Annotated in this window: 21 protein-coding genes; 15 read left to right on the top strand and 6 right to left on the bottom strand. The window is 51.0% G+C overall.

Features of this window, described 5'->3' with window-relative positions; translation table 11 throughout:
- The first annotated feature begins 96 nt into the window (after window positions 1-96).
- The 8 genes from RS889_RS14170 (at window position 97) to RS889_RS14135 (ending at window position 8078) form a co-directional block, all read left to right on the top strand.
- Complete coding sequence (locus RS889_RS14170) at window positions 97-1251, top strand: acyl-CoA dehydrogenase family protein (protein ID WP_315707736.1); 1155 nt, start codon at window positions 97-99, stop codon at window positions 1249-1251.
- A complete protein-coding gene (locus RS889_RS14165; protein ID WP_315707735.1) occupies window positions 1244-1933 on the top strand; it encodes a hypothetical protein in 690 nt (229 codons plus the stop codon). Before RS889_RS14170 ends, RS889_RS14165 begins: the two co-directional genes overlap by 8 nt.
- A 20-nt stretch (window positions 1934-1953) precedes the next feature.
- Window positions 1954-2904 (top strand): 3-oxoacyl-[acyl-carrier-protein] synthase III C-terminal domain-containing protein, encoded by a 951-nt coding sequence (locus RS889_RS14160; RefSeq protein WP_021015512.1) that lies wholly within the window; start codon window positions 1954-1956, stop codon window positions 2902-2904.
- A gap of 210 nt (window positions 2905-3114) precedes the next feature.
- Window positions 3115-4236, top strand: a complete 1122-nt coding sequence (locus tag RS889_RS14155) for an acyl-CoA dehydrogenase family protein (RefSeq protein WP_315707734.1) — start codon at window positions 3115-3117, stop codon at window positions 4234-4236.
- Window positions 4233-5093 carry a hypothetical protein gene (locus RS889_RS14150; RefSeq protein ID WP_315707733.1) on the top strand — a complete coding sequence of 287 codons (861 nt, stop codon included), beginning with the start codon at window positions 4233-4235 and terminating at the stop codon, window positions 5091-5093. Before RS889_RS14155 ends, RS889_RS14150 begins: the two co-directional genes overlap by 4 nt.
- Complete coding sequence (locus tag RS889_RS14145) at window positions 5090-6067, top strand: beta-ketoacyl-[acyl-carrier-protein] synthase family protein (RefSeq protein WP_315707732.1); 978 nt, start codon at window positions 5090-5092, stop codon at window positions 6065-6067. The genes RS889_RS14150 and RS889_RS14145 overlap by 4 nt, the downstream gene beginning before the upstream one ends.
- Entirely contained in the window at window positions 6051-7388 is a 1338-nt protein-coding gene (locus RS889_RS14140; protein WP_315707731.1) for a cytochrome P450, read from the top strand. The genes RS889_RS14145 and RS889_RS14140 overlap by 17 nt, the downstream gene beginning before the upstream one ends.
- Window positions 7389-7403: 15 nt before the next feature.
- Entirely contained in the window at window positions 7404-8078 is a 675-nt protein-coding gene (locus tag RS889_RS14135; RefSeq protein WP_315707730.1) for a GIN domain-containing protein, read from the top strand.
- A 140-nt stretch (window positions 8079-8218) separates the two neighbouring features.
- Here the strand turns inward: RS889_RS14135 and RS889_RS14130 are convergent, their stop codons facing one another.
- Together RS889_RS14130 and yeiP are read right to left on the bottom strand one after the other, a co-directional pair.
- Window positions 8219-9196 (bottom strand): CobW family GTP-binding protein, encoded by a 978-nt coding sequence (locus RS889_RS14130; RefSeq protein ID WP_315707729.1) that lies wholly within the window; start codon window positions 9194-9196, stop codon window positions 8219-8221.
- An 82-nt stretch (window positions 9197-9278) separates the two neighbouring features.
- Complete coding sequence (gene yeiP / locus RS889_RS14125) at window positions 9279-9851, bottom strand: elongation factor P-like protein YeiP (protein ID WP_021015519.1); 573 nt, start codon at window positions 9849-9851, stop codon at window positions 9279-9281.
- Between the two features lie 206 nt (window positions 9852-10057).
- On the opposite strand from yeiP, the gene RS889_RS14120 reads away from it, so the two are divergent.
- The gene (locus tag RS889_RS14120) at window positions 10058-10345 is read left to right on the top strand and encodes a YkgJ family cysteine cluster protein (protein ID WP_021015520.1); all 288 of its coding nucleotides are present in this window, start codon (window positions 10058-10060) and stop codon (window positions 10343-10345) included.
- Here the strand turns inward: RS889_RS14120 and RS889_RS14115 are convergent.
- Window positions 10315-11493 (bottom strand): sugar efflux transporter, encoded by a 1179-nt coding sequence (locus RS889_RS14115; RefSeq protein ID WP_315707728.1) that lies wholly within the window; start codon window positions 11491-11493, stop codon window positions 10315-10317. The two genes, RS889_RS14120 and RS889_RS14115, sit on opposite strands and share 31 nt — an antisense overlap.
- A gap of 334 nt (window positions 11494-11827) precedes the next feature.
- Between RS889_RS14115 and fruB the strand changes: the two genes are divergently transcribed.
- The 3 genes from fruB to fruA are packed head-to-tail and all read left to right on the top strand — an operon-like array spanning window position 11828 to window position 15598.
- Entirely contained in the window at window positions 11828-12961 is a 1134-nt protein-coding gene (gene fruB / locus RS889_RS14110) for a fused PTS fructose transporter subunit IIA/HPr protein (protein WP_021015522.1), read from the top strand.
- A complete protein-coding gene (fruK, locus tag RS889_RS14105; protein WP_021015523.1) occupies window positions 12958-13896 on the top strand; it encodes a 1-phosphofructokinase in 939 nt (312 codons plus the stop codon). Before fruB ends, fruK begins: the two co-directional genes overlap by 4 nt.
- A 16-nt stretch (window positions 13897-13912) precedes the next feature.
- Window positions 13913-15598 carry a PTS fructose transporter subunit IIBC gene (gene fruA, locus RS889_RS14100; RefSeq protein ID WP_315707727.1) on the top strand — a complete coding sequence of 562 codons (1686 nt, stop codon included), beginning with the start codon at window positions 13913-13915 and terminating at the stop codon, window positions 15596-15598.
- Between the two features lie 241 nt (window positions 15599-15839).
- On the opposite strand, the gene nfo is transcribed toward fruA, so the two are convergent.
- The gene (gene nfo, locus RS889_RS14095) at window positions 15840-16688 is read right to left on the bottom strand and encodes a deoxyribonuclease IV (protein ID WP_315707726.1); all 849 of its coding nucleotides are present in this window, start codon (window positions 16686-16688) and stop codon (window positions 15840-15842) included.
- A gap of 69 nt (window positions 16689-16757) precedes the next feature.
- On the bottom strand, window positions 16758-17840 hold the full coding sequence (locus tag RS889_RS14090) for a YeiH family protein (RefSeq protein WP_315707725.1): 1083 nt from the start codon (window positions 17838-17840) through the stop codon (window positions 16758-16760).
- Between the two features lie 114 nt (window positions 17841-17954).
- Between RS889_RS14090 and yieE the strand changes: the two genes are divergently transcribed.
- From yieE to tnpA, 3 genes are all read left to right on the top strand, one after another.
- Window positions 17955-18824 carry a DNA-binding transcriptional regulator YeiE gene (gene yieE / locus RS889_RS14085; RefSeq protein ID WP_290182491.1) on the top strand — a complete coding sequence of 290 codons (870 nt, stop codon included), beginning with the start codon at window positions 17955-17957 and terminating at the stop codon, window positions 18822-18824.
- Between the two features lie 153 nt (window positions 18825-18977).
- A complete protein-coding gene (locus RS889_RS14080; RefSeq protein ID WP_315707724.1) occupies window positions 18978-20468 on the top strand; it encodes an amino acid permease in 1491 nt (496 codons plus the stop codon).
- Window positions 20469-20709: 241 nt separating this feature from the next.
- A complete protein-coding gene (tnpA, locus tag RS889_RS14075; RefSeq protein ID WP_315711063.1) occupies window positions 20710-21168 on the top strand; it encodes an IS200/IS605 family transposase in 459 nt (152 codons plus the stop codon).
- Between the two features lie 148 nt (window positions 21169-21316).
- Here tnpA and RS889_RS14070 read toward each other — a convergent pair whose 3' ends face one another.
- Entirely contained in the window at window positions 21317-22540 is a 1224-nt protein-coding gene (locus RS889_RS14070) for a sugar transporter (protein ID WP_315707723.1), read from the bottom strand.
- Window positions 22541-23010: the final 470 nt, after the last annotated feature.

The following is a 23010-nucleotide window of genomic DNA, read 5'->3' as shown; positions in this document are numbered from 1 at the left end:
GTAAATCAGTGATGCGGCTGACAGTAATAATCAGCCTGACTGAATTCATTAGCAGATGACACTACCGATATCTTGCTGTTTTTAATGGGAGAAACCATGAAGTTGAGCGTGCCGCAAATGGCGTTAAGAGAGTTGGCCTTATCTTCGCTGGCATCAGGGCGTTCTATTGGTCAACTTATTGAGCAAGATCCGGATAATTATCTGGCAACTGTGAATTATGCGTTGGCGCCACAAATTAACCGCCTGGGACTGCCGGAGAAATATAATCCCGCACCATTGGTGCTGAGTAACGGTGACGTTATTTATGAATTAACGGTTTCACAACGGTGTTTATTTTACGAAGCACTGGGGTATGTCGAACCCAATCTTATTTTTTCCTGTCCGAATCCGGGCATGTCGGGTTTTGTTTTACAAACTATTGGTAATGCTGAAGAGCAGGAGCGTTTTTTTTCCCATTTTCGCCAGCGACTCTGCTGGAGCTGTTTCGCCATGAGTGAGCCCATGCACGGCACTGATGCCAGCGAGATGACGACCCGGGCTATTAAAGTGGATGGCGGATGGTTGATCCGTGGGGAAAAATATTTTATCGGCAATGGGATAAACGCGGATATCGGTGTGGTATTTGCCCGCAGCAATGACGGGCCTTTGGGGATTAACCTTTTTCTGTTTGAACCCCGCAACGTATCGGGTTTTTCCGCCACCCGACTTCCAGTCCTCGGTGTGCCGGGAAGTAATATCTCACATCTGGTATTTGATGATATGTGGCTGGATGATGATGCCCTGATCGGCCAACATCTGCGACCGGTCCAGCGTTTCTCCGCCGCGGCCATGAATACGTTTGACAGTTTGCGTCCCTGTGTCGGCTCGCTATCACTGGGCGTGGCCCGCGCCATCGTGGATCATGTTCAACAAGCCGGACTGCTTACGCCGTCTCGCCACCGGGAATGGTTACAGCAGGCGCAGCGGCGACTGGCGGCGGCATTAGGGCAGTTAATCCACTGCACAGAACGGGTGGATCGTGGAGAAACCATCAGCCGACAAATTGGTCTGGCAAAAGCGATGGCTACCAGTACGGCAGAATCGGTAGCGGAACAGGCCGTTCACCGTTGTGAGGCGGGGGCTGTTCTCTTCGATCCGCAGTTGAGAAAACTGATGCGTGATATTAAAGGTTTTGAGTACACCGAGGGGACGCGGAATATCCATTTCCTCAACGCCTGCGGGGTGTTCCGGGAGAATAAAATCAATGGGTAAATGTGATGAGTTATGGATCGGGGCGGCAGGAACACTACCCGTATCTTCGGTGTGGCGTAATGCTGAAGAGGATGATATCGCGTTATTACATTGCTGGTTTTCGCTAAATCCCCAGTTGGACTCCGGCCAGCTGCGCATCGCCTCCTACTCTGCCGGTGGCGAATGGCCGGAAGCCAAACACCATCAGAGCGTGACCACATTTTGTCGACAACTGACCTCTCGTGGCGCGCTGTCACTGATTTATCTGCATCGCTTGCCTTCACCGGATTGCAAAACACCGTTATTGCCTGAACTCCTTTATAACGCGGGCCACTTCAATGAAGTGCTGGGGCTGAAGATGGATGACAGCGGATTGACATGGAGCCATTTGCAATTAGCCGGCGCGATGGTCACGGCTGAGCAGGATTGTTTGCTGATCGTTGATGCGCTGTCCCGTTTTTCCTCATCTTCTGACACTTTCGCCAATCGGGTTGATTATCTGTTGTTCACTCATCCGGGTAAAATCCTGACTACCGGCGGGTGGCGCTGGATACGACAGCCATCTGCCGATCATCCGGCCTCGGAGACGCTTGACGAGTGGCTGACAGATAAACCGCGGGCGGCGGCGTTGACGTTGCGTTTACCCGGTGAGCCCGGACAGCAAGACAGTATCTTCAGTCAGCATTATGTCGCGGCAGCATAACGCGATCGGGAGCGCGATAAATGTTGCTTAATATTGTGGATATCGAGGTTGCCTTCGCCCCTAAAATTCAGACTATCGCACAGGCTGTTGAGCAATTGGGCTTGTCGAAAATTGATGGCAAAATGTTCGAACGTTTTTATGGTCTAAAGCAGTTTCCCCATGATGATGACCAGCCGCTGGCCGCGTTGATTGCGCCAGCTCTGTCGGGTATCGTCGATCGTCATCCTGATCTGGTTGGTCGGCTGAAGTTGTGCGTCCATTGTCATACCATCCCTACGATTTCCCCGTTTAACGATTCGCCGCTGGCTGGGCTGGTGAACCATTTTTTTGGTCCAACCACAGAGTGCGCCAGTTATACCATGAGTCACTGCGCTACCGGATTGGTAGCACTGGAACAAACGGCGACCCTGCTGGAAGAGGGCGAGAGCGCGATTGTGTTGATTGCAGAAAAAGCCTTTCATCAGTGGGTACAACTGATCCCTGCGACGACGATTATGGGCGAGGCCGCCTGCGCCGTTTTGATCACTCGCACTGGCAGGCAGCTTAATGTGTTACAGACCACTACCACGCGCGACGGGCGTTTCAGCATTAATAGTGGTCATCGTCAGGAACATGATCCGACACTTTTTCAGCAATGCTATTTTGATTTCGTCCAGCATCATATTACGACCAGTCTGACGAAAAGTGGGATGGATATGTCAGCGATAAAATACCTGGTTCCCCATAATGTTAACCGCTCTTCGTGGAAAGAAATCGGCAAGAATATGATGTTTCCTGCCGATCTGGTCTTCCTCGATAATGTTCCCCGCTATGGACACTGTTTCGGGGCTGATCCCTTCATCAATTTAATGCGCTTGATCGCCGAAGGCCGCCTGGCTGAAGGTGACAAGGTGATGCTCATCAGCGTCGGACTGGGCGCAACCGCGTCATCCGCCGTGATCGAATGCCATTTGCAGCACTGGAAACCGTGATCATGCCAGTAAAACACCGCAGTTAGCGAACGGATAACGGTGGGGGAAACCCGCATCAGCGAATCGCCGTCGGCTGATGGCAGGTGCTTGATTATTCTCAGCAGAATGCAATTTCAATCAATTGTCAAAAACCATCGGTATTACGCTTATTGTCAGATAATTAATCTGGCAGGGTTGCCTGCTACCGGTTAACAGACCGAGGTGAATGACGTGAAGGTCGAGCATAAATGGGAATTACATCGTCTGGACGCCAGCCTGAGTGAATTCACGGCAGCAGGGCTATTACTTGAAACCGATCCTGATACGGCACGACTGCGACTTCAGGATGAAATCTTGCTGGCCATATCTCATATTGGCTTGCCGGAAAAGTACAACCCGTGGCACAGATATCTGCGCGAGTTACCGATTGATAGTGATAATTTCGTCGATTATTTAGTCTTGGTGGAGTATCTCTCGCGCTTTGACGCCAGCAGCATGATGGCGATGCCGGGCACTTCACTGGCTTGCCGGGCTGTGTTGACCCTCGGTAACGAACAACAGCAGGCGCTGTTTTTCAGCCGGTATTTACAGTGTCCTACCTGGACATTTTTTGCCGTCAGTGAACCAGAGGTCGGCTCAGATGCGTCAGCCATTCACACCCAGCTAACACCGCATGGTGACCGTTATCTGTTGAACGGCGAAAAAATGTTTATCGGCGGCGCCCAACTGGCCAGTATTGGTTTGGTTTTCGCCAGCCAGGGGCAGGGGCGTACTCAGCTAGTGATGGTGGAGCCACACACCGCACCACAGGCGTTTAACGTTGATGCGCTGGAAGCCTATGGGCTGGCCGGTGCCGGGTTGACGCGTATCACCATCACTGATTTCCCGGTTGCTCAAGCGCAGATTCTCGGACGAGAGTTGTCTGGTTTACATCAGGGAATCAACGCGTTGGGCACGGTGTTTGAAAAGCATCGCCCCTTGGTAGCCGCGATGGCGCTGGGAACTGCGCGTGGCCTGTTGGATGCCCTTGACGCTGAAGGCATCGATGATCTGGCGTCGTACTGGCGGTGCTATCGGGCGCTTTATTATCGATTGCTGGCATTGGGAGAAGAGTATCAGCAGGGACGGTCCAAAGTGTGGCTGACCAGTCAGTTGAAGGTGCAAGCCACCGCTTTTGTAGAGCAGGTCGCCATGCTGTTACCGCAGCGTTTGCCCGCCGTGCGCTGGCTGAATATGCCAGCGCTACAGAAACGCTATCGTGATGCCTTCGCATTCGAATACATGGAAGGGACATCCCATATTCATCGTTTAAACGCTTTTCGCGCTTACGTATCGAGCCGAGGAGTGCGATGAATATCTGTCTGAGCCCGCAGCATATTATCTGGGACACCTTTGGTCAGTTGGAAACCTTTAACCCGGCGTGGGTCGATAACATTCCCCACTGGGAGAGTTATATCGCGGCCTTTTTTAAAGCCAATGGCCTGACATGGGACGCTACACAGAGCAATGTCACGTCGTGTATTCATGCACCGGATAAAGCATCCTTTATCAGCATGTTCAACCAACTTTTGCCAACGCTGCGCCAGCGCATTGACACAGCGGATATCGATGTCGTGCTGATGGCGCACTGGACACCGGATCTGCACCTGGGAACGTCGGTGGTCAACCATGTTATTTACAGCTTGAATTTGTCTGAGCAGAGCTTTGGTCTGGCTATCAGCGATCGGGGATTATCGGCGTCACTTTTCGCTTTTGACTGTCTTAACCGTTATGTCTGTAACAACAATCGTCGGGCGCTGCTGCTGGTTGCCGATCAAAAACATTTACTGTATCGCTCAATGCTTATGGCGCAACTGCAACCGGCGAATAGTGCCTGCATCCTGGCAATCAATCGTGAACAGCAAGGGTGGTGTTACCAGGGCTATCAGCGGCGGGTCGAGATCAGTGCTGACCAGCTTGCATCATGCTGTGACGAGATGCTGGCGCATTTTTCCCTGTCACCGAGTGACTGCCGCATCGTTGCCTCGTCTGCGGTACTGAGCCATTTGCCGTCGACCGCCTACCGGATCGCCTCTGACGACAGCCTATTGTGTAGCGCGCCCTTTGCCGTTCTTCAGCAGGGGGATCCCACGCAGGATTATCTGTTGCTTACCTGGGAAAATGCGGTACTGACAGCGATCGGTCTGCGTGGCCAGCTGGTGATGGCATGAGAATTGCCGCGTTCGCCAGTGATATCCCCGAGCATCGCCTTGATGCCATGGAGATTATTCAGTCGGCAGGAGGCAAACGCAGCGAAGCGAGAGTCTTCTGCAAGCTGTTTGGCATTGAAAGCGTGGCAGCGCTAGGTGCCGAACAGAGCCTGACGGATTGCTTTTTGGCACTGACCGACCGCGTTGCCGGGCAACTGGATGCTGACGTGGCGATTGACACGTTGATTTATGTGCATGCGTTGCCAATCCAACCGGGGGGTGAGGCGTCTATAACAGTGCAACTCTGCCGTCGTCACGCTGCACTGCATCAGGTACAACGCCGCTATGAGATCAATCAGCACAACTGTGGCGGCGGATTCTGGGGGCTGATGCTGGCCTATCGTCTATTGCAGCAGGGTATTGCTAAACGGGTATTGTTAGTGGTGGGGGACAGTCTGTCCAGCTTCGATCCCATAGAACGTTATATCCCCGGTTGTACGCTGCTGGGCGATGGTTTTGCCGCCCTAGTCGTGGATAACCATCACACTGGTGTACAGCTTGAACGACCCTACCTGCATCATCGCCCTGAATTTTACCCCGGCTTGTTTGGTGACGTGGATAAAAACCGGGGATTCTATGAAGCACATTACGCCATGATTGACGCCGCCCTAAGTGCCATCGGCTTTTCGGTGCAAACCCATGGGGCGCTGTTGCCGCATAATATCAACCGACTGACCTGGATGAACTATGAGCGGATTAATCCGGCACTGAAAGAGAAAATTGATCTGAGCCTGCTGCCGGATGTTGGTCATTGCTGCGCGAGTGATCCTTTTTTAATGCTGGGCTCCTGGCTGCAACAACCCGATCGCCAGCGGCAGCCCATCACGCTGTTATCGATTGGCGCAGGCGCTTTTATCGGCGCCTGTAATGTGTATTTCCCACCACAATCCACCGTTTCATGGGAAGAGGGAGGCAGACATGACGTTGCCCTATGATGCGTTACCGGCCCATCAGGTTGCCCTACAGCGGTTACAGGCCATTGGGATTTTAAGAATCATCGAAGAGGCGGTACAGCAGCATGGACCGTTGGTGCGGCTACAGTTTGCCGGGAGTGAAGACCTGGTTATTCTCGGCGCTGCCGAACATGTCCGGTTTTGGCAAAATCACTACGACAGTTTTGCGAAAGAGATATCGACGTTACCGTCTTCCTCCGCTGTGGGCAGGATACTGCTGGGCGACGCGTTAACGTTTGCTGCCGATGGTGATGAATGGCGCAAAGGTCGCCGGTTGACCATGCCATTGGTCAGCCCCAAACTCGACACTATCCAGTTGGCCCTCACCGATAGCGCAGAGTGGCTGGTGGCGCAATTTCAGTCCGGGGCGGTGAACTCCCTGCGTGATGTCTGCGGGGAATGGGCCGTCCGGGCGGTAATGCCCCCGTTTATGGGGCAGGTTTTTTCACTACAGGAAAGCAAGCTATTCGCCGCTGAAATACATAAGGCGTTTTTCGATCTGATTCAGAAAGCGACGACCAGCAATCGGGAAACACTGCTACAGGCCCCCGAATTGCTGAATATCCGCCAAAAAATGAATCACATGGTGGATCGTGCCATTGCTAACATTCATAACGAACCGGATACCATGCTGGCGGCGTTATATCGCGCAATGGAGATTGACCAGCATCCCAGTCAGAAATCGTCATTGGTCAATCTGGTGATAGGTAATCTATCGGGCAGCATTGATAATCCGGCTACCAGCCTGCAATGGTGTCTTATCCATCTGGCGCAGCACCCTGAGGTGCAGGCGCGAATCCGTCAGGAAGCGGCAGGACTGGACTACCGGAACTGGTCGATACAAAAATGTCCGGTCACGCTGGCGGCGGTGCGGGAGTGTTTACGTCTGACACCCGTCTCCTCTTTGATTGAGCGCACCACTCGGCAGCGGGTGGAAATTGAGGGGTACCTGTTGCCGCCAGGGGTGAACGTGATGTTCTCTCCGTGGCTGGTTCATCGTAATGCGCAACTCTGGCCGGAGCCGCTGCGCTTCGATATTGAACGTTTCCTGCATGATACGGTACCCACTCACCACTTTTTCCCGTTTGGAACAGGGAAACGTAATTGCGTCGGTATGACCTTATCCCTGAATCAACTGACGATAACGCTATCCCGACTGGCGCTGAGTTGTCGCTGGCAAGTGGCTGCGTCAACCCGGGCGCTCGATCTACGGCCCCAATTCGACCTTAATCTGGCACCCCGTGGCGATGTCGCTTTGACGGCGTCTCCCCTGGAAAGGGTACCGGTACTGCTCAACCCCTGAAAGAGAACTGTTACTATGAATATGCTGAAAAAAATGTTGTCTGTCCTTCCCTCTATTTTGACACTGCTAATTCTGCCTGCCGCGGCCGCGCATGCCAGCCAGGTTGAAAAGCAGTTTGATGTCAGTGACTTTAATACCATCACGCTGGCGAAAGGGTTGGAGGTTCATGTCATGTGCGCCGCACATCCACAGATTGTCGCCAGTGCTTCACCGGAAACCATGAATAAGCTGGAAGTAAAGGTCAGTAACCACCATCTGGCTGTCACCGGGACAACACAAGATTATGATGCCTGGGACTTTTCCGATCATAAGGCTACGTTGAAAATTTATACCAACAAGCCGATTGATAACATGAAAATCATGTTTGGCGTGAAGCTGGCAGTGGATGCCTGCGCCGTACCCAAGGATCAATTAACCGTCAATGGCAGCATGGGTTCCAGCTTTGCGATTTCCGGTGAAACCGACAAACTGAATGCCGATCTGGCCATGGGGGCGAAATTTAATGATGGTGTGAATGATTTCAAAGCCCAAAGCGCCAATGTCAGTGTGGCGATGGGGGCGGAAGCGTATTTATGTCAGGTGGCGCAAGTCAGTGGCAGTGCAGCTATGGGGGCGATTGTTTATCTGGGTCAGCACACCACCAACAATCTCGACACCGCCATGGGTGCCATGAGCAAAAGCTGTCGGTAAGTTTGTCGCGTTCTCTCGGCCACAACCGGCCCGTAGATTGCAAAAGACAGCGTCTTATGTCCGCCAGACACTGTCTTTGATCTTCATATAGCGGCAATGGTAGCCGGTATGAAACGGTTTTTGTCGCTATTTCAGCTCGCTTACGTTAAACGTGCCATTAATAAACCGGCTTGTAGGTGATTCCACGGCGCCTCGGCTTCATGGATGAGTTCAATACGGCTATCCATCGGCGGGACGGGTTTGGTTTCGATATGCAGATCGGCACCCTGTCGGTTAACAATCAGCGTACCTTCAGCGATACGCATCACGCCTTTAACCCGATCGACCGGTGACAGCCGTACCCAATCGAGCAGTCTGACGGTATCAAACACCGTATCCTGCACAAAAATCCAGCCACAGGCGTAATAGCCCTGACCCTGATTCAGCGCCCGACGCCAGGGTTCATTACCTGTCAGTCGTAATGCGGCCAGCCCCTGTTTTTGGGTCGTGGCATGATGATGCGCCGCATCCGGCAGTGCGCGCAGATTTTCACGTGGCAGCTCCAGGCACTGCATATCGACCTGGCCTTGGCTCACTGTGACAAGCGGTCTGCTGTCGCCAGACGCTTGATACCATTGGGTCAGTGCGCGGCGATCGTCGTCTTGCCAGGTATCCTGTTTGTTGGCTACGATAATATCTGCTGCGGCCAGTTGGTCGCGGAAGTTTTCATTATCGGTATAGCGGCTATTGCTGAGCTGGCGAGCATCGAGGAGGCACAGCGTGGCCTGGAGTTCCAACCAGGGCTGATAGGTCTCTGCCGTTAACAGCGACAAAATCTGTTTAGGATGGCCGAGACCGGTCGGTTCGATCAGCAGGCGGTGTGGTTTCTTCTGTTGCAACAACATATTCAGGCCGATCTGCATTGGCAGACCATTCACGCAGCACATGCAGCCGCCTGGAATCTCTTTCAATACGGCACCCTGGTCTGCCAGTAGCGCGCCATCAATGCCGATTTCTCCAAATTCATTCACCAGAACGGCCCAGACTTCGTTTTCCGGTTTCTGTGACAGCAGATGGAGGAGGGTGGTGGTTTTGCCGCTACCTAGAAAACCGGTAATCAAATTCACTTTCGTCAACAAAAGAACCCCCAGAGGTACAGGCTAAAAGATCAGGGTGAGGTGATGTCTGACGCATTGCGCCAGACATCAGGTCGAATAACACTTACTCGGCACGACCCATATAACGGCGTTCTGGAATATGAATGCGGATCTTCTCGCCAGCGCTCAGATATTCCGGCACCTGAATTGTCAGGCCGGTGCTCATGGTGGCGGGTTTGTTACGGGAACTGGCGGAGGCGCCTTTGATACCTGGCGCTGTATCCACAATTTCCAGATCAACGGTCTGTGGCAGTTCCAGTGCCAGAATCTGTCCATCCATCGTCAGGACCTGGATACCTGGCATGCCGCTTTCTGGAATAAACAGCAGCTCGTCTTCGATCTGCTCTTTTTTAAAGTTATAAGGCGTGTAATCTTCGTTATCCATAAACACATACTCGTCACCATCAATATAGGAAAAGGTGACGGAACGGCGGGTGAGGGTGATGGTGTCAAGAATATCATCCCCTTTGAAGCGTTCTTCAACTTTCAGACCAGTGCGTACATCGGAAAAACGCATTTTATATAGCGTACTGGCACCACGAGCACTGGGACTCTGAATATCAATATCTTTTACCAACAGCAGCTTGCCATTGTAGTTAACAGCCATGCCACGCTTAATTTCGTTCGCTCTTGCCATGAAGTAATACCTGTGTAAGGAGTTGAATTTTTGTGGCGTCACGTTACTCGTGCCGCCGGATTCAGGCAAGCAGGATTTGATGCGCCAGTGACTTTAAACATGCCGTTGTCGGGAGATGACGGGAGAAGCATTCGCCTTGTCGGCATAAGCCTGCTAAGGTGCGGAATGGGAAACCCCGTTAGGACCAGACCACTGGAGCATCACTGATGAACTGCCGTCCTGATTGTGGAGCCTGCTGCATCGCCCCTTCTATATCCAGCCCTATACCGGGTATGCCGCAGGGGAAGCCTGCCAATACCCGCTGCATCCATCTGGATGAACAGATGCGTTGTGCCTTGTTCCATTCTCCATTGCGTCCGGCCGTCTGTGGCAGCTTGCAGGCCAGCCTGGAGATGTGTCACAGCCATCGTGACGATGCGCTGATCTATTTGATTCAGCTTGAAGTGGATACCACGCCGGACGATCAGACGTCCTTAATCCGCCACAAACAATAACCTGAGCCGACGATCATTCCCATCGCGATGATAAAACCGGCATGGTAACTCCAGATTTCAGCCACTATGCCTGCCAGAGAGCCGGAAATAATCCAGCCAACGCGAGATGTGTTGGAAAACAATGTGGTGGCTGCACCGGCCTGCCCAGGCATAAGATCCTGAAAATACAGCATGCCGATGCCAGCGAGAATACCAATAAAGATAGCGTTCAGCAGTTGTAGCGCCAGCAATATCCACTCAGCATGCAACACACTCAGTCCTATATAGAACAATAAACCGGCGGTGATGGCCAGACGCATCAGAAAACGTTTACCAAACCGTTCAGCTACATAACCAGCGATGAGCATGGTGGGAATCTCCAGCCCGGCGGCTGTCCCCATCATTACGCCAGCCAGTTTTTCCGGCAATTGCAATTCATGAATCAGATACAGCGGCATATTAATCAGGTAGATACCGTTGCAACTCCACATCAGCGTACACGCGATAAACAATAGCAGCGTATCGCGGCGGTTGCGACGTGGGGATTCCAACGTATCGCGGGTTTTTGTCTGAACCTTCGGCATTGAGGGCAGGAGCATCCATACCAGCAGGCCACACAGGATAAACACGCCAGCGGCGGCCAGATACATGAACGGAAAGCCAAACCCCAGTGCCAGCATAAAGGCGATGGGCGGTCCGACGACCCAGGAGAGGGAGATCTGGGCGCGTAACATCGAGCTGAACATGGTGGCTTCGCGTCCGGTATGGTCAGCATACTCTCGCGCCAGCGCGAAAAGTTGTGGATTCGCGGTGGAGCCAAAACTGGAAAGCAGTACGCCAATAAACAGCAGAATGAAGTAGTTGCGGTTCCAGGCAAACAATGCACAGGCGAGTGCGCCCAATATACAGCATTGAAAAATCAGCGTTTTGCGGTCGCCTTGTCGATCTGATCGACCGGCCAGCAGTTGACTGACAGTAATTCCGATGATCGCGCTGCCGGTGTAAAACAGACCTACCAAAAAAGGGCGGGCATGAACTTCCGTTGACAAAAACAGACTGAGCGTCGGCAATTGTAACGCACCGGCGGTGCCGGTCAGAAAAGCAACCACTAAAAATGCCGACGACGTAATATCGGGTAATCGTCGGGTAATATTGGCAGACGTGTGCATGGTGGTTCTTTGGCTAAAAAGTGAACGAGAGATAAAACAGGACGCGCTATATTACGCCTGCCAATAGAAAACAAAAAACAGTTTCAGAATTTTTTCTTCAGCATAGCTTCAGCAAATGTTACAAAATAATTAAGAACTATCCCATAAAATGATGAAAGTGTGCGTGACCTCTAAGATCCGTAACATAGTTCATGGAGAATGCTTGCATCGATATGATGAATCCCTCAGAATTTTTGAAACGTTTCAGCGTTTTTTTTTGAAACGCTTCCGAAAATTGATACTTTTTTTTCTCACAAATGCTGAAACGATTCAATTTTAGCGGAGGAGGAGAGCCATGTTCCAGTTGTCACAGCACGATATTCATATAGGTGCTACCGCCAGCAGCAAGCAAGAGGCCATCAATCTGGTGGCTGCCGCATTGACTGAAGCCGGTTGCGTCAGCGCTGGTTACGTTGAAGGTATGTTTCAGCGTGAAAAGCAAACATCCACTTATCTGGGCAATGGCATTGCCATTCCTCATGGTACTACTGACACGCGTGATCTGGTGCTGAACACAGGTGTTCAGGTCTATCAGTTCCCGCAGGGGATTCCCTGGGGAGATGACCAGACGGCTTACGTCGTGCTGGGAATCGCCGCCCGTTCTGATGAGCATCTGGAATTGCTGCGTCAGCTTACACATGTGCTGAGTGACGATCGTGTTGCCGAACGCCTGGCCAGCACCACGTCTGCCGAAGAGTTACACCATTTGCTGATGGGCGAAAAACTGGCCGGAGAATTCCGCTTTGATACTTCGCTAATCAACCTGAATGTCGCTACTGACAACCTGATGACGTTGCAGGCACTGAATGCTGGCCGTCTGCAACAGATTGGTGCGGTGGATGCCAGCTTCGTCAGCAATGTCGTGGCAGGCAAACCTCTGAATCTGGGGCAGGGTATCTGGTTAAATGACAGCCTGAACGGCAACGTGATCAGCGCGTTGGCGGTGAGCCGTCCGGCAGAACCGTTCCTCGTTGATGGTGAAAACGTCGCCATGTTGCTAACCGTTGCGGCAGCAGACGAACAGATTTTCGCCCCGCTGGATTACTTCAGTAACCTGATGATTGCCGGTAAGGCTAGCCAATTACTGGCTGCGGATGACGCTACACTATTGGCACTGCTGACCAGTGATGTGGTGGAAGAGAGCAATGCGCTGGTAGCGGAATTCACCGTTCGTAATGAGCACGGGCTGCATGCGCGTCCGGGAGCGATGCTGGTGAATGTCATTAAACAATTCTCCAGCGAAATTACCGTGACCAACCTTGATGGCAGCGGTAAACCGGCGAATGGACGCAGTTTGATGAAAGTGGTAGCGCTAGGGGTTAAGAGTGGCCACCATCTGCGTTTTACGGCTAGCGGTAGTGATGCTGAAGCTGCGCTGAAAGCCATTGGCGAGGCTATTAACTCTGGTTTGGGTGAGGGGGCTGCATGAGTAGGCGAGTCGCCACCATTACCTTGAATCCCGCTTATGATCTGGTTGGCTATTGCCCGGAAATTGAACGTGGCGAAGTGAATCTGGTTCAGACTGCAGGTCTGCATGCGGCTGGCAAAGGTATCAATGTTGCCAAAGTGCTGAAAGATCTTGGGATTGACGTCACGGTGGGTGGATTTCTGGGTAAAGACAACCAGGACGGATTTCAGCAACTGTTCAGCGAGTTGGGCATTGCCAACCGTTTCCAGGTCGTTCCAGGACGCACACGCATTAACGTTAAGTTGACCGAAAAAAACGGTGATGTTACCGATCTGAATTTCTCTGGTTTTGAAGTTACGCCTCAGGACTGGCAGCGGTTTGTCAATGATTCGCTGAGCTGGTTGGGGCAATTCGATATGGTTGCTGTCAGCGGCAGTCTGCCCAGTGGCGTTGATCCTGATGCCTTTACTGACTGGATGACACGGCTGCGTAGCCAATGTCCGTGCATTATTTTTGACAGTAGTCGTGAAGCACTGGTGGCGGGGTTGAAAGCATCGCCTTGGCTAGTGAAACCTAACCGTCGTGAGCTGGAAATTTGGGCGGGACGTAAATTACCAACGTTATCCGATGTGGTTGACGCTGCTCATGCACTGCGTGAACAAGGCATTGCCCATGTCGTTATTTCGCTGGGAGCGGAAGGCGCACTGTGGGTGAATGCGTCAGGTGCATGGTTGGCTAAACCGCCGGCCTGTGAGGTGATCAGTACTGTAGGTGCGGGTGACTCCATGGTGGGGGGATTGATTTATGGCTTATTGATGCGGGAGTCCAGTGAACATACGTTACGTTTGGCAACGGCAGTCGCTGCGTTAGCTGTCAGTCAAAGTAACGTTGGCATTACCGATCGTCCACAATTGGCCGCAATGATGGCGCGTGTCGATTTAAAACCTTTTAACTGACAGCAGGAGATGAACGATGAAAACGCTGCTGATAATAGATAAATCACTGGGACTGGCGAAAAGCCGTCTGGTGAAGAACCTACTCGGCTCTGCCGCTGAGAAAGCGGGTCTTACTCTTACCGAACAACTTTCAGATGCTGAACTGGCTATTGTGTTGGGTGCTACGGCACAGACAGACAGTGGTCTGAATGGCAAAAATGTGTATGTCGGTGATGTAGAGCTGGCACTTAGCCAGCCAGATGCGTTCCTGGAAAAAGCCAAAGCTGAATCCAAACCGTATCAAGCATCACCTATCGCGGCGGCTACGCCTTCAGCGGCGAAGCGCATTGTGGCGATCACCGCCTGTCCAACCGGTGTCGCTCATACATTTATGGCAGCGGAAGCCATTGAAACCGAAGCTAAAAAACGTGGCTGGTGGGTTAAAGTAGAAACTCGCGGATCCGTAGGTGCCGGTAACCCCATTACACCAGAAGAGGTCGAACAGGCTGATTTGGTGATTGTGGCGGCCGATATCGAAGTCGATTTGAGTAAGTTCGCCGGTAAAAAAATGTACCGTACCTCAACCGGACTGGCGCTGAAGAAAACGGCGCAAGAGCTGGACAAGGCAGCGGTAGAAGCCGTGGTGTATCAGCCTTCCAGTCAAGGCAGTAGTGCCTCTACTGGCGGATCTCAGAAAGGCGGTACCGGTCCTTATCGTCACCTGTTGACCGGTGTGTCCTACATGCTGCCGGTCGTGGTAGCCGGTGGTTTGTGTATCGCACTGTCGTTTGTGTTCGGTATTACTGCCTTTAAAGAACCAGGAACGTTGGCTGAGGCACTGATGAAGATCGGTGGTGGTTCGGCCTTTGCACTGATGGTTCCGGTACTGGCAGGTTATATCGCCTTCTCGATTGCTGACCGTCCAGGTCTGGCACCTGGTATGGTCGGCGGTATGCTGGCGGTCAGCACGGGTGCAGGTTTCCTCGGTGGTATTATTGCTGGTTTCCTGGCTGGTTATCTGGCCCGCGCAATCAATAATCATGTGAAGCTGCCACAAAGTATGGATGCGTTGAAACCTATCCTGATTATTCCGCTGATCGCTACGCTGATTACCGGTCTGATCATGATTTATGTGGTAGGGACACCGGTTGCGAAGATTTTGACCGGGCTGACGAACTGGCTGCAAACCATGGGAACCGCAAACGCCATCATTTTGGGTGCGCTCCTTGGCGGCATGATGTGTACCGATATGGGCGGTCCGGTGAACAAGGTTGCCTATGTGTTTGGTACCACGCTGCTCAGTAGTCATATTTATGCACCGATGGCGGCGGTCATGGCGGCTGGTATGGTGCCACCGCTGGCAATGGGGCTGGCGACCATTGTAGCCGGGAAGAAATTTACGGATACCGAGCGTGAAGGGGGTAAAGCCGCGCTGATTCTGGGCTTGTGCTTCATCTCTGAAGGGGCGATTCCGTATGCTGCCCGCGATCCGATGCGTGTAATCCCGAGTTGTATTCTGGGTGGCGCACTGACCGGTGCGTTGTCGATGGCTATCGATGCCAAACTGATGGCGCCACACGGTGGTCTGTTCGTACTGCTGATTCCAGGTGCAATTACACCTGTGTTCGGTTACCTGCTTTCGATCCTGGCAGGGACAGTGGTTACCGGTCTGCTGTACGCTGTGCTGAAACGCACTGACGCGCAGTTGATGAAAGCCGCTTGATATTGATTTGTTATAAGTATTAGTCACACAGAGATGTTGTTTCAAACGCGCCAGTCTAAATAGATTGGCGCGTTTGCGTTTGATGGCAAGGACGCGATGTTTGCCATCTCCGTGTAGAGGGAAATCCATTCTGATACTAACGAATTGATTAACAGATAGATTCCCGTTTTCACGGGAATGACATTGGTGTTTACGTAATGAAATAGTAGAGCATCGGCGGTGATAACATTTTCTCAGGGGGTCAGTTGCCGGACTGCTGAGCTTTCAACCAGGCGATCTCTTCTGCCCAGATAGCGGAATTGATCGTTTCAAGAATGAGTGGAATGCCATCAAAACGAGGATCACGCATGATATAGCTGAACACCGTTTTGCCAATATTGCCCTCTCCCAGACTATGATGGCGGTCAACCCGGCTGCCGAACTCGCTTTTGGCATCATTGAGATGCATCCCTTTCAAGTATGTGAAACCTACTACGTTTTCCAGTTCGGCAAACGTATGGTCACAATCGGCTTCGGTGCGCAGATCATAACCACCCGCAAATGCGTGGCAGGTATCAATACAGACACCTACCCGGCTTTTGTCTTCAACCTGGTGGATAATTTCCGCCAGCTGTTCAAAGCGAAATCCCAGGTTACTGCCCTGACCGGCGGTATTTTCGATCACGGCGGTGACACCCTGGCTTGCTTCGAGGGCAATGTTGATGGATTCCGCAATCCGCGCCAGACACTGACGCTCCGTTATCTGGCGTAAATGACTACCGGGATGAAAATTGAGCATCGTCAGTCCCAGTTGCTGGCAACGGTGCATTTCATCAATAAATGCGATACGGGATTTTTGCAGTGCTTCATCATCCGGATGACCCAGGTTAATCAGATAACTGTCGTGAGGAAGTATTTGCGCGGATGTATAGCCATACTGGGCACAGGCGGCTTTGAACTGCCCGATAATCTCCGGTGTAAGCGGCGCCGCCTGCCATTGGCGCTGATTTTTGGTAAATAGCGCAAACGCCGTGGCATTGAGTTCATGGGCGCGGATTACCGCCTGATCGACACCACCGGATGCACTGACATGAGCACCGACATATTTCATGGTTTTCTCCTTTGCTGGTGCGTGCATTATGGCATTGTCTGATGGTCAGGCGGTAAATCCCTGCGACACTCATGCCGCAAATAGATGTTCTATTCCCAGATTGATAGCGGCCCCGCCGAAAATCAGCCAGATAAACAGCAACAGTGCTAACAGAATGGGTTTGAGACCAGCCTGTTTTACCGCGTTGAAGCGGGTAGCAATACCTAATGCGACCATAGCCATGGTCAGCAGTATGTTATCCAGGTGAACAATGCCCTTTACCCATGATGTGGGCAATAATGCAAAGGAATTAAAGGCCGCCATCAAAATAAAGCCCAGGGCGAACCAAGGGAAAATCAACGGTGCGGCCTTTTCGGTGGATTCCGTCACTGATTGTTTCTGTTTCAGCCAAAAGCTGAGGATCAGTAGAAAGGGGGCCAGCATCATGACTCGCAACATTTTGCCAATTACCGCGACATTCTCTGTTTCCGGGCTAATGGCATGACCGGCGGCAACCACCTGAGCGACTTCGTGAACGGTCGAGCCAAGATATATGCCGAAAGTCTGCGGGGTAAATAAGCTGCCGCTATAATGAAGAATGAAGTGATAAATCCAGGGATAAAGAAACATGGCCGTAGTGCCAAAAATAACGACGGTAGAAACGGCAACGGCTATTTTATCCGCGGGGCCTTTTAATACCGGTGCGGTGGCGAGAACTGCCGCAGCACCGCAGATGCTGCTACCGGCACCGATCAATAATACCGTTTGCTGATCAAGCTTGAACCACCGTTGCCCAATCCAGCAGGCGAGCAGAAAAGTGGATGTTAACGTCAGGATATCGATGGTGATACCAGTTGCGCCAATTGAAGTAATTTGCTGAAAACTGAGTTTAAAGCCATACAGAATGATACCCCATCGTAACAAGTGGTGTTTTGCCCACTGTACTCCAGCATCACAGCGGGGATGTAACCGGGGATAAACTGTATTTCCCAGTACCATGCCCCCCAAAATAGCCAGCGTCAGGGAGCCAAGACCCCAGGTGGCGATAGTCGGTTGGTTGGCCAGACAGATCATCAATACGGTCATCAAACTGATCAGTATCATACCGGTAGCGATGTGTTTGACGGCAAATCGTGGTTTTTGAAGCAATACCCTGGAAGCAAGAGAAAGCATGGCAGTTCCTATTATGAATATATCGAGCTGAGTGCACAGCCTATAATCAGAGTGCTTAAAAGAGAAATCGATTATATATTTATAACCTATAGATATTTACGATAAGAGCCCACTATGCATATAACATTACGTCAGTTGGAAGTTTTTACTGAAGTGTTGAAAAGCGGTTCGACGACTCAGGCATCCGTCGTGTTATCGCTTTCTCAATCGGCCGTCAGTGCCGCGTTGGCTGATTTGGAAAGTCAACTTGGGGTGCAGTTGTTTGATCGTGTAGGAAAGCGACTGGTGGTGAATGAACATGGTCGTCTGCTCTATCCCAAAGCACTGTCATTGTTGGAGCAATCCTCTGAGATTGAGTTGTTATTTCGTAAAGGCAATGGTGCGTTGCGCATTTATGCCAGTAGCACCATTGGCAATTACTTAATGCCCGAAATGATCGCCCGCTATCGCCAGGATTACCCGCATATCCCCCTGGAGTTACATGTGGGTAATACCCAGGATGTGGTCACGGCGGTGGCGACGTTGAGTGTAGACCTGGGGTTGATCGAAGGACCGTGCCATCACCCGGATCTGATTACCACACCCTGGATGGAAGATGAACTGGTGGTGTTCTGTGCTCCCGGAAATCCGCTGATTAATGAGACATTTACACTTCAACACCTGGCTGATGCACCGTGGATCCTGCGAGAGCGAGGGTCGGGTACACGTGAAGTTCTGGACCACCTATTGCTAACGCGCCTGCCTCATTTCCGTCTGGTGATGGAGTTGGGGAACTCTGAGGCGATCAAACATGCGGTGCGGCACGGCATTGGCATCAGCTGCTTATCCCGGCATGTCATCGCCGAGCAACTCGCGGCGGGGACGTTGGTTGAGCTGCCAATACCGTTGCCTCGGCTGGTCCGAACCCTGTACCTGGTACATCACCGGCAGAAACATCTTTCCAGTGTGCTGCAATGTTTTCTGGGATATTGTCAGGCGGCGTAGCCCTTTTTCCTTCAAGAATATTGTGACCAAATGAATTTCTTATGATAGCCATGGAGTTATTAAGCTCTCTTATAATTGGTGTTCGCCGCTATTAAGCTCAGGCATATTTGTTACAATCCGGCCTCAATTTTTGTAAGAGCATGCAGGATTCTAATGGCTCAGTATGATATTCAAGCCCCGGGAGAAGGGGGCACCATGCTCCGCCGTGAGCTAAAAGCACGGCATCTCACCATGATCGCGATCGGTGGTTCGATTGGTACCGGTTTATTTGTGGCTTCCGGTGCTACGGTTTCTCAGGCCGGGCCTGGAGGCGCGTTATTATCTTATGCGCTGATTGGCTTGATGGTTTATTTTTTAATGACCAGCCTCGGCGAGCTTGCCGCTTTTATGCCGGTTGCCGGCTCTTTTTCCACCTACGGCGCACAATATGTAGAAGAAGGCTTCGGTTTCGCGCTGGGCTGGAACTATTGGTATAACTGGGCGGTCACCATCGCAGTGGAACTGGTGGCGGCACAATTGGTGATGGGCTATTGGTTTCCGGATTTTCCTGGCTGGGTGTGGAGCGCACTATTTTTGTCAGTGATGTTTTTGTTGAATGCCATTTCGGTAAAAGGTTTTGGTGAGGCAGAATACTGGTTCTCTTTAATTAAGGTCGTCACCGTCGTGGTCTTCATCGGCGTGGGTATCCTGATGATCGTCGGTATTTTACGGGGTGGCGAGCATGCGGGGTGGCATAACTGGCAGATTGGCGATGCGCCGTTTGTCGGTGGATTTTCTGCCATGATTGGCGTGGCGATGATCGCCGGTTTTTCCTTCCAGGGAACCGAGTTGATCGGTGTTGCTGCTGGTGAATCTAAAGATCCGCACATCAACATTCCGCGTGCTGTCCGACAGGTGTTCTGGCGTATCCTGCTGTTCTATGTTCTCGCTATTCTGATTATCAGTTTGATCATTCCTTATACTGATCCCAATCTGCTGCGTAACGACGTGAAAGACATCAGCGTCAGCCCGTTTACGTTGGTGTTTCAGAACGCTGGTTTGTTATCTGCGGCGGCGATGATGAACACGGTTATCCTGACTGCCGTGCTGTCAGCCGGGAACTCGGGGATGTATGCTTCTACCCGGATGCTGTATAACCTGGCGACGGAAGGTAAAGCGCCGGCATTGTTCGCCAAATTGTCCACCGGTGGCGTGCCGCGTAATGCACTGTATGCGACCACCGCAGTAGCCGCGCTCTGCTTTTTGAGTTCGATGTATGGTAATCAGACGGTCTACCTATGGTTGCTCAATACGTCGGGCATGACAGGTTTTATTGCCTGGCTTGGGATTGCCGTCAGCCATTACCGTTTTCGGCGTGGTTATGTTAAGCAAGGGCGTGATCTGGGCGAACTGCCATACCGTTCCGGTTTATTCCCGTTGGGACCGGTTTTTGCGTTTGTGCTGTGCCTGATTATCACCCTCGGCCAGAATTATCAGGCATTTCTGTCAGATAAGATCGACTGGTATTCCGTCACCGCGACTTACATCGGTATCCCGCTGTTTCTGGTTATCTGGTTTGGATATAAGCTGCTGAAAGGTACACGCGTCGTGAAATACGAAGAAATGACATTCCCTGAAACATCGGTCAATCACGTATCGGATTGAGACTGGTGGTAATGCATTGACTATCAAGGGATGGTTGATTTAATAGGCGTGATATCCCGGATTCAAATGCCAGTCACATTAGCTGACTGGCATTTTTTTGTCTATAGAAAACCCCCAGCTAGGCTGGGGGTTCCGTAAAGCTTTCAGCTATAAGTCGGTTATAAAAACCCCTTTCGATTTGTTAAAACACCTTGCGGTCTGGCAACTGCAAAAGTTAAGCAAAAAATTGAAAGGGGGTCCCATGGGGGACGAAAAGAGCTTAGCGCACACCCGATGGAACTGTAAATATCACATCGTTTTTTCGCCGAAGTACCGAAGGCAGGTGTTCTATGGAGAAAAGCGTAGGGCAATTGGCGGCATATTAAGAAAGTTGTGTGAATGGAAAAACGTGAACCTCGTGGAGGCAGAATGTTGTGTGGATCACATCCATATGCTTCTGGAGATCCCGCAGAAGATGAGTGTGTCGAGTTTTATGGGATACCTGAAGGGTAAGAGTAGCCTGATGGTTTATGAGCAATTTGGCGATTTGGAGTTTAAATACCGAAATCGAGAATTCTGGTGTCGAGGGTATTATGTAGATACGGTGGGAAAGAATACATCGAAGATACAAGAATACATAAAGCACCAATTGGAGCAAGATAAGTTGGGTGAGCAACTCTCGATCCCATATCCGGGTAGCCCGTTTACGGGCCGTAAGTAATCCATAGATGCAAATGTCAGATCGCGATGCGCCTGTTAGGGCGCGGCTGGTAACAGAGCCTTATAGGCGCATATGAAAAACCTCCGGCTATGCCGGAGGATATTTATTTTGGGGTGCGATATGGGTCGTACAATCCTAAATATGGCGCTTAACGGATTGAATGTGCATCCGGGTTGTGTGCTTTCTTCATCCGAAAATTAACAAGTCGTGTGTTGTGGTAGAAGCTGAACAGGCACCAGCCAAGGGCTATCAATGCCAGTGGCGCTCCGACATAACCGATTTTATCCATGCCGATATGCAGACTGACCTGATTGCCCAGCAAGGCACCGCTACCGATACCAAAGTTATAGAGACCTGAGAAGATAGACATGGCGATATCACTGGCATCCGGTGCCAGATTTAATACTTTGGACTGCATGGATAGACCGATAGCCATAATCGATACTCCCCATATCACACAGAGCAACGTCAGGCTAAGCGGATGACCGGCTGCCGGCAACAATAACAGCAGGCTGGCGAGCAGCATCACCATAGCGCCAATGATAAAGCCGGATGGAAAACGCTCGCTGTAACGGCTGTACAACACGCTGCCCAGAATACCTGCTGCGCCAAATAACAGGAGTATCAGCGTCGTGAAGCTTCCCGGCAGTCCAGCCACGTTTTGTATGAAGGGCTCGATATAGCTGTAAGCCGTAAAGTTTGCTGTCACGACCATAATGGTCAGCATATATACGGTGACCAGTTCCGGACGCTTGAACAACATTGGTACGCTGGCCAGTGAGCCGGAATGTTCACTTGGCAGTACCGGTAGCAAGCGGGCTAACAGAATCAGGGCAATGGTGGCGCCAACCGCAATGGCGATAAAGGTGACGCGCCAGCCCAGATACTGGCCAACTATACGGCCCAGCGGTAGACCGAACACCATGGCCAATGCTGAACCGGTCGCCAGCAAGCTTAGCGCTTGAGCACGTTTCCCCGGTGGCGCCATGCGAATGGCCAACGACGCGGTAATTGACCAAAAAACCGAGTGGGCCAGTGCTACTCCGGCACGTGAAATGATCAGAACCGTGAAGTTCCAGGCCACTGCGGAGAGAATATGGCTGACGATAAACAGGCTAAACAAGGCAATCAGCAGCTTACGACGTTCTATCTTGCTGGTCAGCAACATACAGATAAGCGACATCCCGGCCACTATCCAGGCATAGATAGTGATCATCAGTCCGACATCCTCACTTCTCATGGAAAAGCTTTGTGCGATGTCACTCAGTAGCCCAACAGGGATAAATTCAGTGGTATTAAAAATAAAGGCAGCGATAGCCAGGGTGACAACGCGCATCCAGGCTGTGGAGCGTGATGGAATGGCGGATTCCATAGGTATTTCCTGAACAGGTATAGGTATAACGGACAGCGCATTCTAGTCAATTCAACTTAGAAATGCGACATGTGTCACGTTTTTTTGTTTTTTTTACAATGAGGGCTTAGCGCATGTCGCTTATGGATGGAAGGCATCGTATCTGTTGTATCCCGGAAATATTTATATTTTAGATACGCATTATTATATAATAATACTATTTCATGACTATATTTTTGTGGAATAATGATGCGGATATTAATGTGTGGATTATAAATATAATATTTTGTTTCTTTTCTGTTTCAATAATGAAATAAATATATTTTATTTCATTATTTTTACTTTTATCGATTTTTCTATCCATAAATAATTCAATATAACTTTATATAATTCAGTGTTATTGATATTTTTTTGGCTATAATTTTATCTGTAGGGCGTATATGATATGAAATTATTATCTTGATAATAATTTAAAAACGAATGCACATTAT

Source organism: Brenneria uluponensis (genome assembly GCF_032395385.1).
GTDB lineage: Bacteria > Pseudomonadota > Gammaproteobacteria > Enterobacterales > Enterobacteriaceae > Prodigiosinella > Prodigiosinella aquatilis.
Note: the sequence above shows the minus strand (reverse complement) of the source record. Positions and strands in the feature narration are given on the sequence as shown.

Excerpts from the sequence above, each read along its gene's own strand:
- RS889_RS14160 (WP_021015512.1), top strand. The coding sequence starts at position 1,954 with ATGTTGCTTAATATTGTGGATATCGAGGTTGCCTTCGCCCCTAAAATT.
- fruK (WP_021015523.1), top strand. The coding sequence starts at position 12,958 with ATGAGTAGGCGAGTCGCCACCATTACCTTGAATCCCGCTTATGATCTG.
- yeiP (WP_021015519.1), bottom strand. The coding sequence starts at position 9,851 with ATGGCAAGAGCGAACGAAATTAAGCGTGGCATGGCTGTTAACTACAAT.
- RS889_RS14170 (WP_315707736.1), top strand. The coding sequence starts at position 97 with ATGAAGTTGAGCGTGCCGCAAATGGCGTTAAGAGAGTTGGCCTTATCT.
- tnpA (WP_315711063.1), top strand. The coding sequence starts at position 20,710 with ATGGGGGACGAAAAGAGCTTAGCGCACACCCGATGGAACTGTAAATAT.
- RS889_RS14135 (WP_315707730.1), top strand. The coding sequence starts at position 7,404 with ATGAATATGCTGAAAAAAATGTTGTCTGTCCTTCCCTCTATTTTGACA.
- RS889_RS14080 (WP_315707724.1), top strand. The coding sequence starts at position 18,978 with ATGGCTCAGTATGATATTCAAGCCCCGGGAGAAGGGGGCACCATGCTC.
- nfo (WP_315707726.1), bottom strand. The coding sequence starts at position 16,688 with ATGAAATATGTCGGTGCTCATGTCAGTGCATCCGGTGGTGTCGATCAG.
- RS889_RS14120 (WP_021015520.1), top strand. The coding sequence starts at position 10,058 with ATGAACTGCCGTCCTGATTGTGGAGCCTGCTGCATCGCCCCTTCTATA.
- RS889_RS14140 (WP_315707731.1), top strand. The coding sequence starts at position 6,051 with ATGACGTTGCCCTATGATGCGTTACCGGCCCATCAGGTTGCCCTACAG.
- RS889_RS14145 (WP_315707732.1), top strand. The coding sequence starts at position 5,090 with ATGAGAATTGCCGCGTTCGCCAGTGATATCCCCGAGCATCGCCTTGAT.
- RS889_RS14070 (WP_315707723.1), bottom strand. The coding sequence starts at position 22,540 with ATGGAATCCGCCATTCCATCACGCTCCACAGCCTGGATGCGCGTTGTC.
- RS889_RS14150 (WP_315707733.1), top strand. The coding sequence starts at position 4,233 with ATGAATATCTGTCTGAGCCCGCAGCATATTATCTGGGACACCTTTGGT.
- RS889_RS14115 (WP_315707728.1), bottom strand. The coding sequence starts at position 11,493 with ATGCACACGTCTGCCAATATTACCCGACGATTACCCGATATTACGTCG.
- RS889_RS14165 (WP_315707735.1), top strand. The coding sequence starts at position 1,244 with ATGGGTAAATGTGATGAGTTATGGATCGGGGCGGCAGGAACACTACCC.
- RS889_RS14090 (WP_315707725.1), bottom strand. The coding sequence starts at position 17,840 with ATGCTTTCTCTTGCTTCCAGGGTATTGCTTCAAAAACCACGATTTGCC.
- yieE (WP_290182491.1), top strand. The coding sequence starts at position 17,955 with ATGCATATAACATTACGTCAGTTGGAAGTTTTTACTGAAGTGTTGAAA.
- fruB (WP_021015522.1), top strand. The coding sequence starts at position 11,828 with ATGTTCCAGTTGTCACAGCACGATATTCATATAGGTGCTACCGCCAGC.
- fruA (WP_315707727.1), top strand. The coding sequence starts at position 13,913 with ATGAAAACGCTGCTGATAATAGATAAATCACTGGGACTGGCGAAAAGC.